This is a genomic window from Candidatus Kryptonium thompsonii (assembly GCF_001535985.1).
Lineage (GTDB): Bacteria > Bacteroidota > Ignavibacteria > Kryptoniales > Kryptoniaceae > Kryptonium > Kryptonium thompsonii.
The window spans coordinates 1-18,253 of record NZ_CZVS01000046.1 but is presented as its reverse complement, the minus strand read 5'-3'; the positions used below and the strand labels follow the sequence as shown (position 1 = coordinate 18,253).

Genomic DNA, 18,253 nt, shown 5'->3' with positions numbered 1-18,253 from the left:
CCTGGGAAAAAGCCGGTTATAATTCAAACGCTCGAAAGTGGTGAAGTCCTTGGGTGGTCATGGATTACACCACCGTATTATTGGCATTTTGACGCAAGGGTGGTTGAGCCGACGAGAGCTATAGCTTTTGATGGGAAATGTTTAAGAAATAAGTGCGAGGAAGACCATAGTTTGGGATATGAGATTTTAAAAAGATTTATCACTGTTGTAGAGCAAAGACTTCAAGCAACAAGAATACAATTGCTTGATCTATATGGAGCCAGTTGAAAAAGAAGTATTAACAGCTGTTCAAAACCCGATGCTTCCTTTAATCTTTCAGGTGCGTTCAAGAAAGCAGGAAACAAATGATACATTTACGCTTGAAATTGAACCATTGGATTCAAAATCTGAATTTAAGTTTCTTCCAGGGCAGTTTAACATGGTGTATGTTTTCGGTGTTGGCGAAGTTCCAATTTCGATAAGTGGTGATCCAAGTAAAAAGAACCGCATAATGCACACGACGCGCATGGTTGGAATTGTGACGAAGGCGATGGGGAAACTGAAGAAAGGGGATTTGTTGGGCATAAGAGGTCCTTTCGGCTCAAGTTGGCCAGTTGATAAATGTAGCGGGTGTGATATCGTCATAGTTGCTGGCGGTATTGGGTTAGCCCCGTTAAGACCAGCGATTTACTACATTTTATCAAATCGAGAGAGATATAATCGTGTGATTTTACTCTATGGGGCAAGGACACCTGATGACATTCTTTATAAGAATGAGATTGAAAAATGGAGATCGAGGTTTGACTTTGAGGTTTATGTCACCGTTGACAGGGGAATCAGCGGATGGAAAGGCAATGTTGGCGTTGTCACGACATTAATTCCGCGAGCTCCTTTTGAACCGGAAAATACGGTTGCTCTTGTTTGTGGTCCTGAAATAATGATGCGTTTTACAGCGCTTGAACTTATCAAGAGGGGTGTTAAAGAGAACAACATATTTCTCTCGATGGAAAGGAATATGAAATGTGGCATTGGATTATGTGGGCATTGTCAATTTGGGCCGGTATTTATTTGCAAAGATGGTCCTGTGTTTAGTTATAATCAAGTAAAGGATTTGATATTTAAGCGGGAGATTTAAAAAATGAAGAAAAGGAAACCAAAACTTGCAGTTTGGAAATTTGCTTCGTGCGATGGATGTCAATTGAGTTTACTTGACTGTGAAGATGAACTGCTTGATATTGTTGGTGCGGTGGAAATAGCGTATTTCCTTGAGGCTTCAAGGGCTACTGTTTCAGGTCCATATGACATCTCACTTGTTGAAGGTTCAATTACAACGCCACATGATGCTGAGAGGATTCACAAGATAAGGAAAGTTTCTAAGTATTTAATTACAATCGGGGCGTGTGCCACTGCCGGTGGGATTCAAGCGTTGAGAAATTTTAAAGATGTAAAGGAGTTCATTTCAATTGTTTACGCGAATCCTTCGTATATTGAGACATTGAGCAAGTCCACTCCGATATCAGATCATGTATTTGTCGATTTTGAACTTAGGGGTTGCCCGATAAATAAATATCAATTGATTGAGGTCATAAGTGCATTTCTTAACAATCGCAAGCCAAATATACCTTCGTATAGTGTCTGTGTTGAGTGTAAGAGGAATGGTAATGTTTGTGTCATGGTCTCAAGTGGAACTCCATGTTTAGGTCCAGTTGTGCAAGCTGGATGTGGAGCTATATGTCCATCTTATCAGAGAGGATGTTATGGATGCTTTGGGCCAAAGGAGACACCAAATGTGTTTTCGCTATCGGAACATTTTCTAAAAAACGGTTTGTCTTCGGCGGATATAGTTAGAGTTTTAAGAAACTTTAACTCTTATGCAGAACCGTTCAGAAAAGGGAGTGAAGCATATGAAAGATAAAGCAATAAAAGTTGATTACTTGGCGCGAGTTGAGGGTGAAGGGGCACTTTATATTAAAGTTAAAAATGGTTATGTCGTCGATGTAAAAGTTAAAATTTTTGAGCCACCGCGTTTTTTCGAGGCATTTTTAAGGGGAAGAAGTTTTAGGGAAGTTCCAGATATCACTGCGAGGATTTGTGGGATCTGTCCCGTTGCTTATCAAATGAGTTCTATACATGCAATTGAGGGCATATTTGGTGTCAAGGTAACTGAACAAATTAGAATGTTAAGAAGGTTAATTTACTGCGGTGAATGGATAGAAAGCCACGCGTTGCACATATTTATGCTTCATCTCCCGGATTTTCTTGGATATGATGATGTCATTCAAATGGCTAAAGATTATCCCGATACTGTTCAAAAGGCATTGAGGCTTAAAAAAATCGGAAACGAAATAATCAGAATCCTTGGGGGCAGGGAGATTCACCCGATTAATTTGAAAGTCGGTGGATTTTATAAGTTGCCTTCGAAAAAGGAATTGAGAAAGCTTGAAGATGATTTAAAATGGGCGAGGGATTTTTCAATTGAGACTGTTAAGTTCCTTGCTGATCTTGAATTTCCGGAGTTCGAGCAAGATTATGAATTTGTTGCGCTGAGGCATCCGAATGAGTATCCACTCAATGAGGGTAGAATTGTTTCAAATAAGGGTCTTGACATTTCCGTAAATGAGTATGATAATCATTTTGTCGAGGAGCATGTTCCACATTCAAATGCTTTGCATTCGATGATAGTCGGTAGGGGTGCTTACTTTGTTGGACCGCTTGCAAGATTTAACTTGAACTTTGATAAATTATCCGATATCGCAAAAGAGATTGCACTTGAGGTTAACTTTAAACCGGTGTGTAAAAATCCATTTAAGAGCATACTTGCAAGGGCTGTTGAAACGCTATACGCCTGCGATGAATCTTTGAGAATAATATCAGAATATGATGATCTCGATAAACCGTTTGTCGATTTTTCTGTGAAACCGGGCATCGGTTATGGCTGCACGGAAGCGCCGAGGGGAATCCTTTACCATAGATATAAAGTGGATGAAAAAGGAACGATACTTGACGCTAAAATTGTCCCGCCAACTTCGCAGAATTTGAAAATGATGGAAAGTGATCTCTGGAAATTTGTGGCTACTTATCTAAATCTTCCTGAAGATGAGCTGACTTGGAAATGTGAACAAGCGATACGAAACTATGATCCGTGTATTTCATGTGCAACTCACTTTTTGAAACTTTACATTGAAAGGGAATAGAGAAAAGAATTTTTTAATAGTTGGGGTTGGGAATGTATTTCGCGGTGATGATGCTGTTGGAATTTTAATCGCAAGGTTTTTGAAAAGGTGTTTTAAAGAAAATGTAAAGATCATTGGGGTTGAAACATCATTCGATGAATTGATACAATTTTTTGGGGATTATGATTTAATCATTTTTATTGACGCGATTAAATCTGGGGAAAAACCGGGGAAAATCTATCGTTTGAAATTTGGGGTTGATAAAATACCCGCCCAGTTGGAGTTTTTTTCAACTCATTCCGTTGGGCTAATTGAATATATCGAAATTGCAAAGGCGCTTGGTAAATTGCCGAAGGAGTTAATTATTTATGGTATTGTTGGTAAGGATTTCGATGTTGGCAGTTCTATTTCTTCCGAGGTCAGGGTTTCGTGTAAGGAAATCATAAGGGAAATTTTATCTGAAATTGGGGCTTAAGTGAAATTTTTATTTTAGGGTTTGGGTTGTTAAATTTGCAAAAATTAAAAAGAAATCAGGTTGTTGGATGGACAAAAACTTACTTGAGATATATAAAAAGGTTGAAAATGGAGAAAGACTCACATTTGAAGACGGCGTTAAACTTTTTCAATCTGATGATCTCATCACGATTGGAATGATGGCGGATATGGTCAGGTGGCGTTTGCATCCAGAGCCAGTGGTGACATACATAATTGATCGAAATATAAACTATACAAACATTTGCACCACTGAGTGTACATTTTGCGCTTTCTATGCGAAGGTTGGGGACACTGTTAAGGGATATACACTTGATTACGAAACCATCGCGAAGAAAATTGAGGAGACAATTCAACTCGGCGGGACGAGGATTTTATTGCAAGGTGGTTTAAATCCAGAACTTGGAATTGAGTTTTACGAAGATTTATTCAGATGGATAAAGAAAAATTATCCTGAGATATGGCTTCATGCTCTTTCGCCTGAGGAAATTTTGCATATAGCTGATGTTTCTGGATTGAAAGTTCGCGATGTTTTGAAGAGATTAATTGATGCGGGCTTGCAATCAATCCCCGGAGGTGGGGCTGAAATTTTAGTTGATAGGGTGAGGGAGAAAATTTCACCTAAAAAATGTAGCGCTGATGAATGGCTTGGGGTTATGTATGAGGCGCATCAGCTTGGTTTGAAGACGACGGCAACGATGATGTTTGGACATGTTGAGACATATGAAGATAGGGTTCAGCACATGTTGTTAATTCGTGAGCTTCAAGATATAACTGGTGGATTTACTTCTTTCATACCGTGGACATTTCAACCCAGGAATACAAAGCTTGCGGAAAACATGGATAATTTGAAGGAAAGGTCGACGGGGTTTGACTATCTCAAGACGCTTGCGATATCAAGGTTGATGCTTGATAATATCCCAACGATTCAAGTTTCTTGGGTTACGCAAGGTTTGAAGATGGCACAAATTGGATTAAAATTTGGTGCTGATGATTTTGGGAGTTTGCTCATTGAGGAAAATGTTGTAAGTGCAGCTGGAACAAAGCATCTCGTCACGCTTGATCAAATGTTAAAAGCGATAAAAGACGCGGGATTTGAACCAAGGAAGAGGTTAAATTAATGCATGAGCATAGGTATTGGATGGAATACGCGCTGAAGGAGGCGCAGAAAGCTTTTGAGCTCGGTGAGATACCCGTTGGTGCTATTATAGTTTATAAGGGGCAAATCATTGCGAAAGGTTATAATCAAGTTGAAACTTTGAAAGACGCCACCGCTCATGCTGAGATGATCGCTTTATCCGCAGCGTATAATTATTTTCAAGCGTGGAGGCTTGATGGATGCACGATTTATGTGACGCTCGAGCCGTGTCCAATGTGTGCTGGGGCAATTGTTCTTTCGCGGGTTGATAAAATTGTTTTCGGAGCGTATGACTTCAAGGCTGGCGCATGTGGAAGTGTTTATAACATAGCTGGAGATGGGAATTTGAATCATAAAGTTGAAGTCATCGGTGGGATAATGGGGGATGAAGCACAAAGTTTATTGAGGGCTTTCTTTGAGGGGTTAAGAAAAAACGATATGGGGCGGTTTTGAAACCGCCCCGTGTTTTCATTTGACAAACATTAACTTTTTGCTTTCGACATATTTCCCTGCCTTCAAAGTGTAAATATATGATCCCGTTGCAAGTTTACTTGCATCAAATATTACTCTGTAAGTTCCGGGATCGAGAACTTCATCAACAAGAGTTGCAATTTCTTGACCTAAAATCGTGTAAATTTTTAAAGTTACATTTTGTCGTGTTGGAATCGAAAATTCAATTGTTGTGGTTGGATTAAATGGATTTGGATAGTTTTGCTTTAATTCATATCCATTGGGAATTTCATCGTTTAGTTTTTCAACTTTTAATGGTATAATTGGCAGTGTTCCCTGGTAAACCCATTTATCAACTGTCCAACCGTAATAGGATTGAGTGTAAAGATTTTTCTTCTCGTCAAATTTTACATCATAAACTGAGGTATACCCAGACGCATTCCCAGGTGTGGTTCCGTTTTCTCTAAGGTTATAGCCACCCGTCTTGATGAAATTCCATTTTGCTATATCTATTGTGTCAATTGGTTCACCAGTTGTTCCGCTTACAACATAGATCCTGCCGTAGGGATAACCCATTGAAAGTGGGGATGGTCTCCAAACTGCGCATGCGATAAATAATAAATTATTTTCATCAAGGTATTCAAGACCAATTGGACTTGCTTTCCAAGCAGAAGTAGCTCCAGTGTCAGCTACTCCAAGTTGGAAGTTAAATTTAGTATCAATTTGATATCCAGTTTGGATGGAGCCAACATACTTTACAACTTTTCTTTTTGTCGTGTCAGAATAAGAAACGAAAAGCCAAGTGCCGTCGTTGTTAACTTCAATTCCTTTGTAAACTCCGTCAGGTAAGTCAATTGTGTTTAAAGGGGTGGTTGTATGGCTTTCCCATGCTGTTTTGTTGCTTTCAATTGATGGAAAGATTTTAATGTCATCAGTTTTTCCATAACTGCTGTCGTTAATCACGAAGACATTTCCATTTGCATCAAGGTCGATTGAAAAAATTATGTTGTCACCGGTTTCAAGACGGTAAGGGGTTGAGAGAATTGTGTCTCCTGTAAATTTGAAAACGAGGATACTATGCTTTTCATCGTTATTTGCTACATAGATCAAACTATCTTTTGGGGTTGCCAAGATAAACCATGCATTCTTCATCAGGACTTCGTCAAAAACATCATTTGGATTTGTCCAAGGGAGAAAGAAATTGCCAATTCCGGGGGTGTCATACCCATAGTAGTAAAGGCGTCCAGTGGCTGAGTCTGCATTTACATAAGGTATAAGAAAACTTCTTGCATTATAAGTTGTAACGCAGGCGATGAATGTGTTTTCTTTTAATACCCCGACGCTTGGTGTATTGTGTCCTGTTCCATTGGTCTCGTCATCGTAAGTTGCATAAACGCAGTACCATTTTGAGGTCCATTGTGGTTGTTCTTGAGAAAAAGTGAATGTTGAGAGTATTGATATTAAAAGTAAAGGTAAGGTGGAAATTGTAATGAGGCGCATGGCACCTTTGACCATTTTTGTTTTTGGGGATTTAGTTCGCTAAACAAAGTTACTATTACTTTAAATATAACGCAAATTTCTTGATGCTCTAGGATGCTTTAGGAATCTTCCCTTTACAAAGCTCCAAAAAACATCTGTTCCATAGCACCAGCGAACAATGTACCTGACAGGCTCGTGCTTAGTTTCTCGATGTGAATTTCCCACTAAAGCCAACTGAGTTGCCCGAAGTCCTATCAGCAGCCATTTTTTGTTCGGTATGTTCTCATCGTGGTAGACATAGTATGTTGCGCTTCGCTTGACGGGATTTCCCCAAAGATCAAATGCATTCATAGCTCTCCGCGAAAGGCTTTTTCTAAGATAGACTGTTCTAACCTCTTGAGTTCAGCTTCGGTATAAGCTTGAGCTTCTTTAAGAGCCCTTATCCGTTCCTGCACCGCTTCAAGATGCTCTACAATGCGTTTCTGCTCGGAGAGTGGAGGAAGAGGGATAAGAGCAGTTACCAAAGCTCGCAGATCAACACGAGGTTGCCTTGAGCCTGTTGTGTGAGCATTGGCATAGGCAACGAAACCAGGCGACCGCAGATACCAAGCTAAAAAGTGTCTGTCTACACGAGAAGGATCGGGCTTGAGAGGGAGAAGTTCAGTAGTGCAGGCTCCTTTCCCTTCAGGTAGGTAGACCTTGTTCAAGTAGGGGCGCAACTTGCTGTAAAGGACATGGCTTTCGTCATACAAATACACCTGACTACTCACGGACGACACAGGAGGACATTTGTCAATATCAACACTCCCTGTTCCTGACTCAACATGTTCTAATCCCACATAAGGCAATTCTGGTGGCAAATCTGTGGGCTTTTTAGTGTGCCGTTCAATAACAGCAACCTCCTCCAACTTCACCCATCTCCAATCTTCTGGAAGTTCATCTCCGGGGCGAGGGAAGGTTTCGGCAAGCACAGCCTGCCAAAGGCGTTCAGCATCTTGTTTTGCTTCTTCCCTCAGGCGCTTTGCTTCCCTTATCCGCTCCATTAGTTCTTCAATCCGCTCTACAATTCGGTGTTGTTCGGAGAGAGGGGGGAGAGGAATGAGTGCGTTCAATACAACTTCGGGCTTCAACCTTTGGCGACTTCCCGTTGCTCCGGTTACATCCGAGCGCACTTGCGAGAGAAATCCTTCTGTCACTAGTAGCTTGCCGAGATAGTCAAGATCTAAAACGCTAGAATTAGGCCGTAAGGGCATAAACTCTGTTGATGCAACGGACACTCCATCTTGAGGTACCTCGGTAACCACCCAGGCTCGTGGAATGCGTGGGTTCAGCTTGGAGAAAAGACACATGCCTGGTCCTATGACGATCTTGGTGCTGCCAATTTGACTACCAGCTAACTTTTCAGGACTTTGGCCTTTGTCGTAAGCAGGAATGCTGTAAAGGTAAAACGTACTTTGAGGGAACCGCCTAGGATCTACCGTGCGTCGCTCAATAGTAGCAACCTCTCCTAACTTTACCCATCTCCAGCCTTCGGGAAGTTTGTAGGGTCCCTCACTCATGCTTCCGTCCCCTCCTTATTGTTGCCGAGGAGTTCATTTAGTTCCTCAACAATGCTCAAAATTTCCTGTTCGCGCTCAAGAAGGTTAACAACGATTTCCACTGGTGATGGTAGTGATTCTGTCTCTTTGCGATTGGGGTTGCGCGCGGTGAGGTCGTAACCACGATTCTTAATATCCTCAATGGACACAATCCAAGAACGCTCGGAAAGGCACGACTCACGAGGACCTTGACCTTTGCGGTAAGCATCCCAAGCCTTCCAAAGCTTGCGTGCCTCTTCAAAGTGTTCGTCTTTGATTGGGTTACCCTTGCTGAACTTTTTCAGTCCTTCAGGTAGCGGAAGCTCATAATACCAGATTTCCTTAGTTGGACCCGGGCGTTCAAAAAAAATAAGCGCAGTTTTTACATCGGAGTAAGGAGCGAAAGTGCCAATTGGTAAGCTCACGATTGTGTGGAGGTTAAACTCCTCCAAAAGTGTCCGCTTGACCTCTGCAAACGCTCCACCACCGGAAAGCATGCCGTCGGGAACAACCATCCCACATCTTGCCCCGTTTCGGGGTTTCAGTTTTTTCATGATGTGCTGTAAGAATAGCAGTTCCGTTGCCTGTGATTGCACAGGGAAGTTTTGCTGAATATGTCGTCCTTCAGTTCCGCCGAAAGGTGGATTAGTCATGATCACATCAAAGCGTTGCGTTACTTGCCGAATGTTCTCCTCAAGCGTGTTTTTACGATAAACTTTAGGTGCAGTGACTCCATGTAAAACCATGTTCATCAAGCCCAAGAGAGCTGGAATGGGCTTTTTCTCTTGTCCAAAGAAAGTTTGTTCTTGCAGAGTTTTATGGTCTTCAATAGTTTTTTCTTGACGCTTCATCCAAAGATAAGCCTCCGCCAGGAACCCACAAGTCCCGCAAGCGGGATCGTAAACAGTCTCACCGATTTGAGGATTCACGAGTTCTACAATAAAGCGCACGACTGGACGGGGAGTGTAAAACTCGCCCGCCATGCGGTTTTCGTTACCAAGCCTGCGAAGTAGTTCTTCATAGACTTGGGAAACTGTGAATATATCGTCTTGGCTGTGGAAGTCGATGCTATTGATTATGGAGATCACATCCTTGAGATTGTACCCAGAGGCGCAGACTATTACATTTCGTTCAGCGAAGACACCTCGGATAGTGTCACGCAGCGGATCTCCACCAAGGCTCTGTAGATAGGGAATAAGCTTTCCATGGACGAAGCTAAGTAGTTCATCAGCAGGATAATCTTTCATCGCCCAATCTCTCCAGCGGTAAGGTGATTCTATAGTTGGGCGATATTCACGGCCAGCCAGTTTAGCTTGAGTTTCCCATTCTTCTTCTTGTGCGTCTAAAAAACGCAAGAACAAAAGCCAAGAAAGATGTTCAACATACTCCATGATACCGCCACAGTTGTTGTCTCTGCGTAAAATGTCACAAGCGCGCCAGATTTCATTTGCTAAAGTTTCACGAGTTTGGGGGCGATTGTTCATATCGTTATCTCCGAAATTTTAATTTTTTTATTCCAGTGTTTGTTCATGGTGTTACTTCCGAAACGGGATATATTCGCTCACGCATTTCTTTAAGAGTATCGCCAAGCTTTTCAACTCCACCAAACCAACTACTAATTTTCACCGCACCGCCCCATTCCCTAAAAGGAGAAACGCTAAAAACCTCCGGCTCCAGTTGCTCTATACCGCCTGCACGGTACTTGTCTACAAGCTCTAAGATTACCTTACGAGCTAAATCGCTGTAGCGTTTAAGGAAGCTCTGTTCTCTGTTAAGAAAAGCGGTTGCTCGTTCACTTCTCGTGCGTATTGGAGCTCCGAAGGCAATATGAGCAAGGATGTCGTAAATATCTGCTTCGGCAAGCCCTTCTACTTCAGCCAAGATCTCTGGGTGAATACTAAGACGACGCAGCTCGTTCAAGAATGTTCGCCTGCGATTTGAATCTACCCAAATATTTCGAAGATCTTGAATCTTAGGTGCACGATGAAGCACTTGCCTGCGAGTGTAGTCTCGATACTCCTTCAAAGATAACTGCTGACCTGTGGCGTCTATGGTGAAAATTGCTTCGTCCGCAATGCTAACCTCAAGCCCTTCTACACGGATTTTCTTCTTACCTTTTGTCTCAGGTTTAAGAGGGACTTCTATAAAAGTCGTGTGATCTGCCAATGTGTTTACTCTAATCCTGCGCTGAACAAAACCACTTGCGCTAACGATCAAAGTGAGTGCGTCCTCCGGGAGATTGTCAAAGATAAACTTACCTTCATCATCGGTTCGAATTGGACCGCGTTGAGTATTTGGACCTATCTGAACGCTCACAGACGCACCAACGATGCGTTCTTTCGTCTCTGTGTGAAAGACTACACCCTCCAGCTTTGCTGTAAACGGACCTTTCGGTATCTCTGGGAGTGCACTTGGAGGGCGATCCCATTGGTCAAAAAGACGAGTTGCGTCTGTGAAATCAATTATACGGAACCAGGATTTGTCTGTGATTGGATCGATACGACTTCCGCGCCCAATGATTTGCTTAAAGAGAATGGGAGAAGAGATTGTTTTCATAAAAACGATGTTTCGACAAGCGGGAACATCCACGCCTGTAGAAAGTAATTCAGCAGTCGTGGCCACAACAGGTGACTTTTTGTCGGAGTCGGCAAAATCTTCCAGCCAGCGATGAGCTTCTTCACCTTCTTCAGATATGATCGGAACAGCATAGTTGTCTAAGCCAGTTTCAGGACCAAACTCATCTTGTAAAAGTCTCGCAACTAAACGCGCATGCTCCATATCTACACAGAAGACCATGGTCTTCTCCATATGTCCAAAACGACGCAAAAGATTAGCCAAGTGTTGAACCATGGCACGGGTGCGATCTGGCAACGTGATCTCTCGTTCAAATTGGGGCGTTGTGTAAATCTCTCTTGGCTCTACATCTTCCGGAATAAAAACTTCCGCACCTTGTTCGATTGCATCTTCCAAGCGCAATCCTGTAGCATCCACAGTGGTGCGCACACGGTGGACCTTATATGTTGCTAAAAAGCCATCCTCTATGCCCTGCCCCAAACTATATTGAAAAGCGGGTGGACGCCATTTGCCCCTCTCTGGCTTTTCGGGCTCAATAAAAACTTCTGGTTCCTCTGCACAGAAATAAGCATAGGTGTCTACATTCTCATCTTGCTTTGGTGTAGCGGTCATACCAAGGTGAATTGCCGAAGAGAAGTGGTCTAAAATTTCTCTCCAAGTTCCCCAGCCGGAGCGATGACACTCATCAATGATGATAAGATCAAAGAAATCCGTTGGAAACTTTTCAAAAAGCCTTTTTCCGTTCTCATCCGGGCTCCAAAGTGTCTGATAGATGCCAAAGTATAGGTCTCGGTTCAAGTTTGGCGGATGTCCCTCAATGAGATGACGCGGGTCAGCGGTGCCAGTGGCAAAGGGGGAGAAGGTGTTATATGCCTGATTACGAAGCACTATGCGATCGGCTAAAAATAACACACGAGCAGGCCGTTCGGGGTGTTGTCTTTGTAACCATCCCGATTTAATGAGTTTCCAAACCACTTGAAAAGCGACAAAGGTCTTGCCCGTTCCCGTAGCCATGGTAAGAAGAATGCGTTTTTGTCCACGCATTATACGCAAAATAACTTCACGAATCGCTCTCTCCTGGAAGTAGTATGGACGCTTACCGCATTGGTTTTCGGGGCAGTAAGGATAAAGAAGCGGGTTGGATTGCCTTTCGGTGTCAATACCATAGATAGCAGGTGCTTCTTGAACTTTCCCAACACTGGGTTGTTCAAGACCTGTGTTTTTCTTCCAGCGTTGCCAAAGCTCTTCTGGGCTTGGAAATTCTTCCAGCTCTCGTGTTGTGTGAGTGAAAAAGTCATATTCGAGAATTCTGTGACCGTTAGTTGCATAGGCGAAAGCCAGACCAAGATCTTGAGCATAGCGCTTGGCTTGCTCTAATCCAGCTTCCGGTGAGCTATCCTCAGGTTCTGCCTCTACAACTGCAATTGGAAATCCATCTGTGTAGCGCAAAAGGTAATCCACCCTTTTGGGTTTCCCTCGTTGTACTTTATCGCCAACAAGGATAATTTTGCCAGGAGTGTATTGGTGATCGGCTTTATAATAGAACTCCCGTGAAATCTCCTTCTCTGTCCATCTTGCTACTTTCAGCTTTGGCTCAATTAGTTGTGCGCGGGTATCAGCTTCGTTAAGGGGCATATGAGCTATTCCTCCCTTTCATAACTTGCAAGATTTCAAAACTCGAAACTCCGCAAGTAATTCTATTTTCTTGTGCATAAAACCACACTCCCACACTTCACTAACAAACCAAAAAATTCATTGAATAAAATTGCTCTATTGCACATATCTTAACTCCTTTCCTAACCGCTTCCAGGTGTGGTATTTTTACGCGATCGATTTCATTTTTATTGGCTTTGGTGAAAATATACCGAAATCGAGAATAAATTTCAAGAAGGGGATCGAAAATTTAAGCGAGCCTCAGATTATAAGTTCCTGTTGAACCACTTGAAAATTTCCTGTGCTGTTTTTATATTTTGTGTAGTTAAAATCAAATACGAGAGAAGATGAGTTTAGTTCTTTCCTTTATATTTTTTGCCTTTATGCTTTATCCCGCTGGCGATGTCGTGAAATCAAAGCTTACATCAGTTGTAATCTATCGAGATAATGCATTTATTACTAAGACGATTTCCACTTCCGTTGATAGGGGAGAAAATCAAATAAGAATTGACAGGTTAACACCGAACCTTTTGGATTATTCGGTTCAAGTTGAGATTTTAAGGGGTAAAGATGTTAAAATTTCGGATGTCAAAGTTGAGGAGACATATCTTGAGAAGCCAGAGGTTGAAAAAGTAGAAAGGTTGAAGGCTAAATTGGATAGTTTGAATGATTTGATAAATTCGAAAAAGGGGGAGATTGAGATAATTTTAGGTGAGATTGAATTTTTAAAAAAGCTGTCCCCAACTTTGCAAGGGCAAAGGTTGACAACCGTTGAGCTTGAGAATTATTTTAAATTTTATGGCAAGTGGTTAAGTGAAAGTGTGAAGAAAAAAACAAAACTTGAAAAGGAAATTGAAAAGTTGAGCTATGATAGAAAATTAATTGAAGATGAATTAAATAAACTTTCATCGGCGAAGGAAAAGAGTAAGAGTATCCAGATAAATCTTTTATCTGCTTCCAAGGGTGAGGTTGACCTCAAGGTTTCATATCTTGTATCTGGGGCGACATGGACGCCTGGTTATGAGGTAAGGGCAAATTCTAACGCAGGCAAGGTCGATTTAAATTTATTTGCATTTGTAAAGCAATCAACGGGTGAGGATTGGGTAGATGTCCCAATTGAAATTGGGACTGCGCCTGTTTTTATTTTCGGCACACCACCAGAACTTTATCCATGGTATGTCGATGTTTATCAGCCGAGATTTAAAAAGGATTTTTTAAAGGAGGAAGCATTTATTAAAGCGCCAGAGGTTGCCGCTGAAATGGCGCCGGAATATGTCTCTCCCGAAGTTGAAGTTGAGATGACATCAGTTAGTTTTAAACTTCCAAAATCAAGTGTTCCTTCGGATAATCAATTTCATAAGGTTTTTCTTTCTTCGTTTTCACAGGATGTTAAATTTACTTACTATGCCGTTCCAAAGTTGTCAAGGTATGCGTATTTAACAGCAAATTTGAGAAATGAGTTTAATTTTCCGATCCTCCCAGGCGAAGCAAGGATTTACATCGATGGCAAGTATATTTCAACTTCTTCACTCAAAAAAATTTTACCTGATGAAATATTTGATTTATTCCTTGGGGTTGATGAAGATGTCAAGATAGAGAGAAAATTGAAAAAGAAATTTACAGAGTTTACATCGTTTGGGAGGAACAAAAAAATTCACTACGAATACGAGGTAAAAGTAAAAAATGGGAAGAGTCGGGATATAACGATTGAAGTTAGGGATAATTATCCGATTTCAAGGAATGAGAAAATAAAAGTTGTCCTCGAATCTCCATCCGAGAGCGAAGCTAAGATTGATGCTGAAGGTATTATAGTATGGGAAATCAGCTTGAAACCTGCCGAGGAAAGAACTTTGGGTCTTAAGTTTTATGTTGAACATCCCAAAGATTTATCGATAACTGGCCTTGAATAAATTAATTAACAAACAAAAGCGAGGAGAAAATGGCAGAAATTAAAAGTGGCTCTGGTTTAAAGTACAAGCCTCTTGTTCCGCCTGAACAAACGATGAAGGAATTTACTGTTCGTGCGTTAATTCTTGGTCTTATTATGTCTGTGGTTCTTGGTGCAGCGAATGCTTATCTTGGTTTAAAAGCTGGTATGACGATTGCAGCTACATACCCAGCGGCGGTTATAAGCATGGCTTTTTTGAGATTGTTCAGGGGAACAATTCTTGAGGAGAATTTTGCAAGAACTGTTGGTTCAATAGGTGAATCCGTTGCAGCTGGTGCTATTTTTACAATTCCTGCTTTCTTAATTGCTGGCGTGTGGCAAAATTTTGATTCTCCGCAGAGATATTGGGAATCATCTTTCATAATGGTCATAGGTGGTGTGATAGGAATTTTGTTTGTTACGCTTTTGCGAAGGGTTTTAGTTGAGGATCCTGAGTTGCCGTTTCCCGAATCAGTTGCTGCGTCTGAGATTCACAAAGCTGGTCAAGCTGGTGGAAGCGGGGCGAAATATTTGTTTGGGGCGATGGGCATTGGCGCTTTAATTCAAACTCTTGGCAAGTTCAATTTCTTTGCGACAAGCTGGGAGAAGTTTACGACATTTGCCAAAACAGGTGTAAAGTTGTTGAGTGGAAGAGGACAAGAGATCACAAGTGTTTCAGCAGGCGGTGGCACTCTTTTAACAGCCCCAGCGGTAAGCCCAGCTTATATTGGTGTTGGATTTATAATTGGTCCGAGGCTTGCAGCATTGAACTTCAGTGGAGGTTTGCTTGCATGGGGTTTGTTTGTTCCATTACTTATGTATTTCCTTGGTCCGCAGCTTGAACCACTTATAACTCAAGAGGGGCAACCAACCTCATGGGTTGAGTTGGCTTATGCTATTTGGAAATTCATTGTGCGCCCGATCGCAATAGGTGGTATGCTTTTAAGTGCAATTTATACGCTTTATAGGATGAGAAGCAGTTTGGCAGTCGGATTGAAAAGGTCAATATCTGATTTGAAAAAAGCAACAGCTGGGGAAACTGCAAGTGTGAGTAGGGTTGATCAAGATTTAAGTTTGAAGTGGGTTCTTCCGCTTTTGTTAATTTTTGCTGTGTTAACTTTTGCACTTTATTATTATTTCAGCGGAATGTTCAATGCATCGATAACTGCGACGATTGTGATGATAATTGCTGGATTTTTCTTCGCTGCAGTTTCAGGTTATCTCGTTGGAATAATTGGTTCAAGTAATAATCCTGTGAGTGGTCTTACGCTTTCAACTTTGATTGTCGCTGCACTTTTGATGGTTGTTCTTGGTGTTAAGGGACTACCTGGAGTGGCGGCTGTGCTTGGGGTTGCAGCTGTAATTTGTGTTGCTGCAGCTGTTGCAGGTGAAATGTTCCAAGATTTGAAGGTTGGGCATATCCTTGGTGGAACGCCGTGGAAGATGCAGGTTGGAGATATAATTGGTGTTATCGTTGCTTCGTTTGTTTTGTATTTCCCGTTGCTTGTTTTGCACCAAGGTGATATAAAAGCGGGAGGAACTGGTTTTGGTGGAAAGGCACTTCCTGCACCTCAGGCAAGTTTGATGGCTATGTTATCGAAAGGGATTGTCGGCGGTGAGATGGCTTGGCCTCTCATAATTGTTGGGATGCTTATGGCTTTTGGGCTTATCCTTTTGCAAGTTAGAAGTCCGATGCTCGTTTGTGTTGGGATGTATCTACCTTTTGAGACGACATCAGCCATTTTCGTTGGTGGATTAATAAGAGGAATCACGGATTTAATTGCTAAAAAGCGTAAATTTACGGATGAACAAATGTCAAAGCTTGAAAATAACGGAACTCTCCTTGCGTCAGGTTTAATTGCAGGTGAAGCTCTTATGGGTTTGATATTTGCAGGGCTTGCATTTTATGAGGTGAAGATAAAACCAATCACACCGACTCCTTCTTATCTTATCAGCTTAGTTGTGATAGTTTTGATAGCTTTGCTTTTGATTTTGACTCCGATTCGTTACGCATCTCAAACAGAGGAAAAGAAATCTTAACAATTTAAGGCACGTCCTCGGGCGTGCCTTTTTGATTTTTTAAGCACCTTTTTTAAATTATACCAAAGTTTTTTAAACAAAAGCACATATTTAAAACATGTTAAGTGAATATTTACCGATTTTCATACTGATGATTTTTGCTCTCGCCTTTGCCTCAGTTATGGTTTTATCCAACCGAATCCTCGGTCCCAAAAAACCTAATCCCGAAAAACTTTCAACTTATGAGAGTGGGATGGAACCAATAAGAACTGCGAGAGACCGGTTCTCTGTTAAATTTTATCTTGTTGCGATGCTTTTTATAATTTTTGATATCGAGATTGTTTTTCTTTATCCATGGGCTGTAACTTTTGACAAGCTTGGTGTGTTAGGTTATGTAGAGATGTTTCTCTTTATCTTCGTTCTTTTGGTTGGGTATTTTTACATAATAAAAAAAGGTGCGCTAAAATGGGAATAATAAACACATTTAACATAGAGGAGCAAGGATTTTTAACAACGAAGTTAAGTGAATTCATCAGATGGGCTCAACGCAATTCACTTTGGCCAATGCCTCTTGGCATCTCATGTTGCGCTATCGAGATGATGGCTTTCGCTGCGCCGAAATATGATGTAGCAAGGTTTGGCTCCGAATTTTTGAGATTTTCACCACGCCAATCTGATCTTTTGATAGTTGCTGGGACAGTCACTTATAAAATGGCTCGCGTTGTCAGAAAAATTTACGATCAAATGCCGGAGCCCAAATGGGTGATAGCCATGGGGGTTTGCACTTCAACCGGTGGGATGTATAGATCCTACGCTGTTGTTCAAGGAATTGACCAGTTTTTGCCTGTTGATGTCTATGTTTCCGGTTGTCCTCCAAGACCGGAGAACTTAATCAATGGCTTGCTTAAAATTCAGGAGCTTATAAAGAATGGAATTCCACCCAAAAGGGACCCGATATACATTTAAACTTAAAATCCGGGGATTGAAATGAAGGATAAAGTTATTGAAAAGCTAAACAGTTCTTTTAAGGACGATATAGTTGAAATATCTGAATTTCGCGGAGAACTTACCATAGTTGTGAAAAAAGAGAAAATCGTCGATATCTGTAAATTTTTAAAAGAAGATCCTGAGCTTTCGTTTGATTACCTTGTAGATATTTGTGGGGTTGATTATTACCGTGAAAAGGATAGGTTTGCCGTGGTTTACAATTTATGGTCTTTAAAAAATAAGTTCAGGTTGAGGTTAAAAGTTTATGTTGATGAGCCGGATCTTGTCGTACCATCTGTCACATCTGTGTGGTCGGCGGCGAATTGGCACGAGCGTGAAACATTTGATATGTTTGGGATTAAATTTTCAGGACATCCTGATTTAAGAAGAATTTATATGCCTGAGGATTTCGAATATTATCCACTGAGAAAAGATTTTCCATTGCAGGGGATACCTGGATCAATTCCTTTGCCCGGACAGGAAAAAGTAAAAATTCAACGGAGTTAGAGTATGGAAGAGAGAATGGATAAGATAGTTGAATCGCTAAGTAGGAGAAATATAGAAGCCGAAGTAAGAAGGGACCCACTTGGAACTGAAATGATTTTAAATGTCGGTCCTCAGCATCCAGCGACGCACGGGGTTTTGAGATTAGTTTTAAAGCTTGACGGCGAATATAGAGTTGATGCTGTTCCAGAGCTTGGTTATTTACACCGAGGTATGCAAAAATTTGCTGAAAATATGCCCTTTCATGATTTCTTACCTCGCCCAGTCAGAATGGATTATCTCGCTCCTCTTTCTAATAATG

16 protein-coding genes and 1 pseudogene are annotated in these 18,253 nt (G+C 41.4%); 13 read left to right on the top strand and 4 right to left on the bottom strand.

Annotated elements, in window-relative coordinates; genetic code table 11:
* From AWW78_RS10575 to tadA, 7 genes are all read left to right on the top strand, one after another.
* The coding region (locus AWW78_RS10575; protein WP_047134728.1) for a cyclic nucleotide-binding domain-containing protein at nucleotides 1-267 on the top strand (267 nt) is incomplete at its 5' end.
* The gene (locus AWW78_RS10390) at nucleotides 254-1,114 is read left to right on the top strand and encodes an FAD/NAD(P)-binding protein (RefSeq protein ID WP_047134727.1); all 861 of its coding nucleotides are present in this window, start codon (nucleotides 254-256) and stop codon (nucleotides 1,112-1,114) included. The genes AWW78_RS10575 and AWW78_RS10390, both read left to right, overlap by 14 nt.
* A gap of 3 nt (nucleotides 1,115-1,117) precedes the next feature.
* Entirely contained in the window at nucleotides 1,118-1,894 is a 777-nt protein-coding gene (locus AWW78_RS10385) for an NADH-quinone oxidoreductase subunit B family protein (RefSeq protein WP_047134726.1), read from the top strand.
* Nucleotides 1,884-3,173 (top strand): Ni/Fe hydrogenase subunit alpha, encoded by a 1,290-nt coding sequence (locus AWW78_RS07325; protein ID WP_047134725.1) that lies wholly within the window; start codon nucleotides 1,884-1,886, stop codon nucleotides 3,171-3,173. The genes AWW78_RS10385 and AWW78_RS07325 overlap by 11 nt, the downstream gene beginning before the upstream one ends.
* Nucleotides 3,160-3,627 (top strand): hydrogenase maturation protease, encoded by a 468-nt coding sequence (locus tag AWW78_RS07320; protein ID WP_047134724.1) that lies wholly within the window; start codon nucleotides 3,160-3,162, stop codon nucleotides 3,625-3,627. The genes AWW78_RS07325 and AWW78_RS07320 overlap by 14 nt, the downstream gene beginning before the upstream one ends.
* 67 nt (nucleotides 3,628-3,694) lie before the next feature.
* Nucleotides 3,695-4,765 (top strand): cyclic dehypoxanthinyl futalosine synthase, encoded by a 1,071-nt coding sequence (gene mqnC, locus AWW78_RS07315; RefSeq protein ID WP_047134723.1) that lies wholly within the window; start codon nucleotides 3,695-3,697, stop codon nucleotides 4,763-4,765.
* Nucleotides 4,765-5,235 carry a tRNA adenosine(34) deaminase TadA gene (tadA, locus tag AWW78_RS07310; RefSeq protein WP_047134722.1) on the top strand — a complete coding sequence of 157 codons (471 nt, stop codon included), beginning with the start codon at nucleotides 4,765-4,767 and terminating at the stop codon, nucleotides 5,233-5,235. The genes mqnC and tadA overlap by 1 nt, the downstream gene beginning before the upstream one ends.
* A 15-nt stretch (nucleotides 5,236-5,250) precedes the next feature.
* Here the strand turns inward: tadA and AWW78_RS07305 are convergent, their stop codons facing one another.
* From AWW78_RS07305 to hsdR, 4 genes are all read right to left on the bottom strand, one after another.
* On the bottom strand, nucleotides 5,251-6,732 hold the full coding sequence (locus tag AWW78_RS07305) for a T9SS type A sorting domain-containing protein (protein WP_159420979.1): 1,482 nt from the start codon (nucleotides 6,730-6,732) through the stop codon (nucleotides 5,251-5,253).
* A gap of 326 nt (nucleotides 6,733-7,058) precedes the next feature.
* Nucleotides 7,059-8,270 carry a restriction endonuclease subunit S gene (locus tag AWW78_RS07295; RefSeq protein ID WP_075426189.1) on the bottom strand — a complete coding sequence of 404 codons (1,212 nt, stop codon included), beginning with the start codon at nucleotides 8,268-8,270 and terminating at the stop codon, nucleotides 7,059-7,061.
* Nucleotides 8,267-9,772: a type I restriction-modification system subunit M gene (locus AWW78_RS07290; protein ID WP_047134720.1), complete on the bottom strand. Its 1,506-nt coding sequence runs from the start codon at nucleotides 9,770-9,772 to the stop codon at nucleotides 8,267-8,269. Before AWW78_RS07290 ends, AWW78_RS07295 begins: the two co-directional genes overlap by 4 nt.
* Before the next feature lie 43 nt (nucleotides 9,773-9,815).
* Nucleotides 9,816-12,497, bottom strand: coding sequence for an EcoAI/FtnUII family type I restriction enzme subunit R (hsdR, locus tag AWW78_RS07285; RefSeq protein WP_047134719.1), 2,682 nt, complete (start codon nucleotides 12,495-12,497; stop codon nucleotides 9,816-9,818).
* A gap of 365 nt (nucleotides 12,498-12,862) precedes the next feature.
* On the opposite strand from hsdR, the gene AWW78_RS07280 reads away from it, so the two are divergent.
* The 6 genes and pseudogenes from AWW78_RS07280 to AWW78_RS07255 all read left to right on the top strand — a co-directional run.
* Complete coding sequence (locus tag AWW78_RS07280) at nucleotides 12,863-14,425, top strand: mucoidy inhibitor MuiA family protein (protein ID WP_047134718.1); 1,563 nt, start codon at nucleotides 12,863-12,865, stop codon at nucleotides 14,423-14,425.
* 29 nt (nucleotides 14,426-14,454) lie between these two features.
* Nucleotides 14,455-16,482: an OPT family oligopeptide transporter gene (locus AWW78_RS07275; RefSeq protein ID WP_047134717.1), complete on the top strand. Its 2,028-nt coding sequence runs from the start codon at nucleotides 14,455-14,457 to the stop codon at nucleotides 16,480-16,482.
* Nucleotides 16,483-16,579: 97 nt separating this feature from the next.
* Entirely contained in the window at nucleotides 16,580-16,936 is a 357-nt protein-coding gene (locus AWW78_RS07270; RefSeq protein ID WP_047134716.1) for an NADH-quinone oxidoreductase subunit A, read from the top strand.
* Complete coding sequence (locus AWW78_RS07265) at nucleotides 16,927-17,427, top strand: NADH-quinone oxidoreductase subunit B (RefSeq protein ID WP_047134715.1); 501 nt, start codon at nucleotides 16,927-16,929, stop codon at nucleotides 17,425-17,427. The genes AWW78_RS07270 and AWW78_RS07265 overlap by 10 nt, the downstream gene beginning before the upstream one ends.
* 21 nt (nucleotides 17,428-17,448) lie before the next feature.
* Nucleotides 17,449-17,955, top strand: a complete 507-nt coding sequence (locus AWW78_RS07260; protein ID WP_047134714.1) for an NADH-quinone oxidoreductase subunit C — start codon at nucleotides 17,449-17,451, stop codon at nucleotides 17,953-17,955.
* 15 nt (nucleotides 17,956-17,970) lie between these two features.
* Nucleotides 17,971-18,253 (top strand): annotated as a pseudogene (locus AWW78_RS07255) (NADH-quinone oxidoreductase subunit D); the annotation flags it as partial.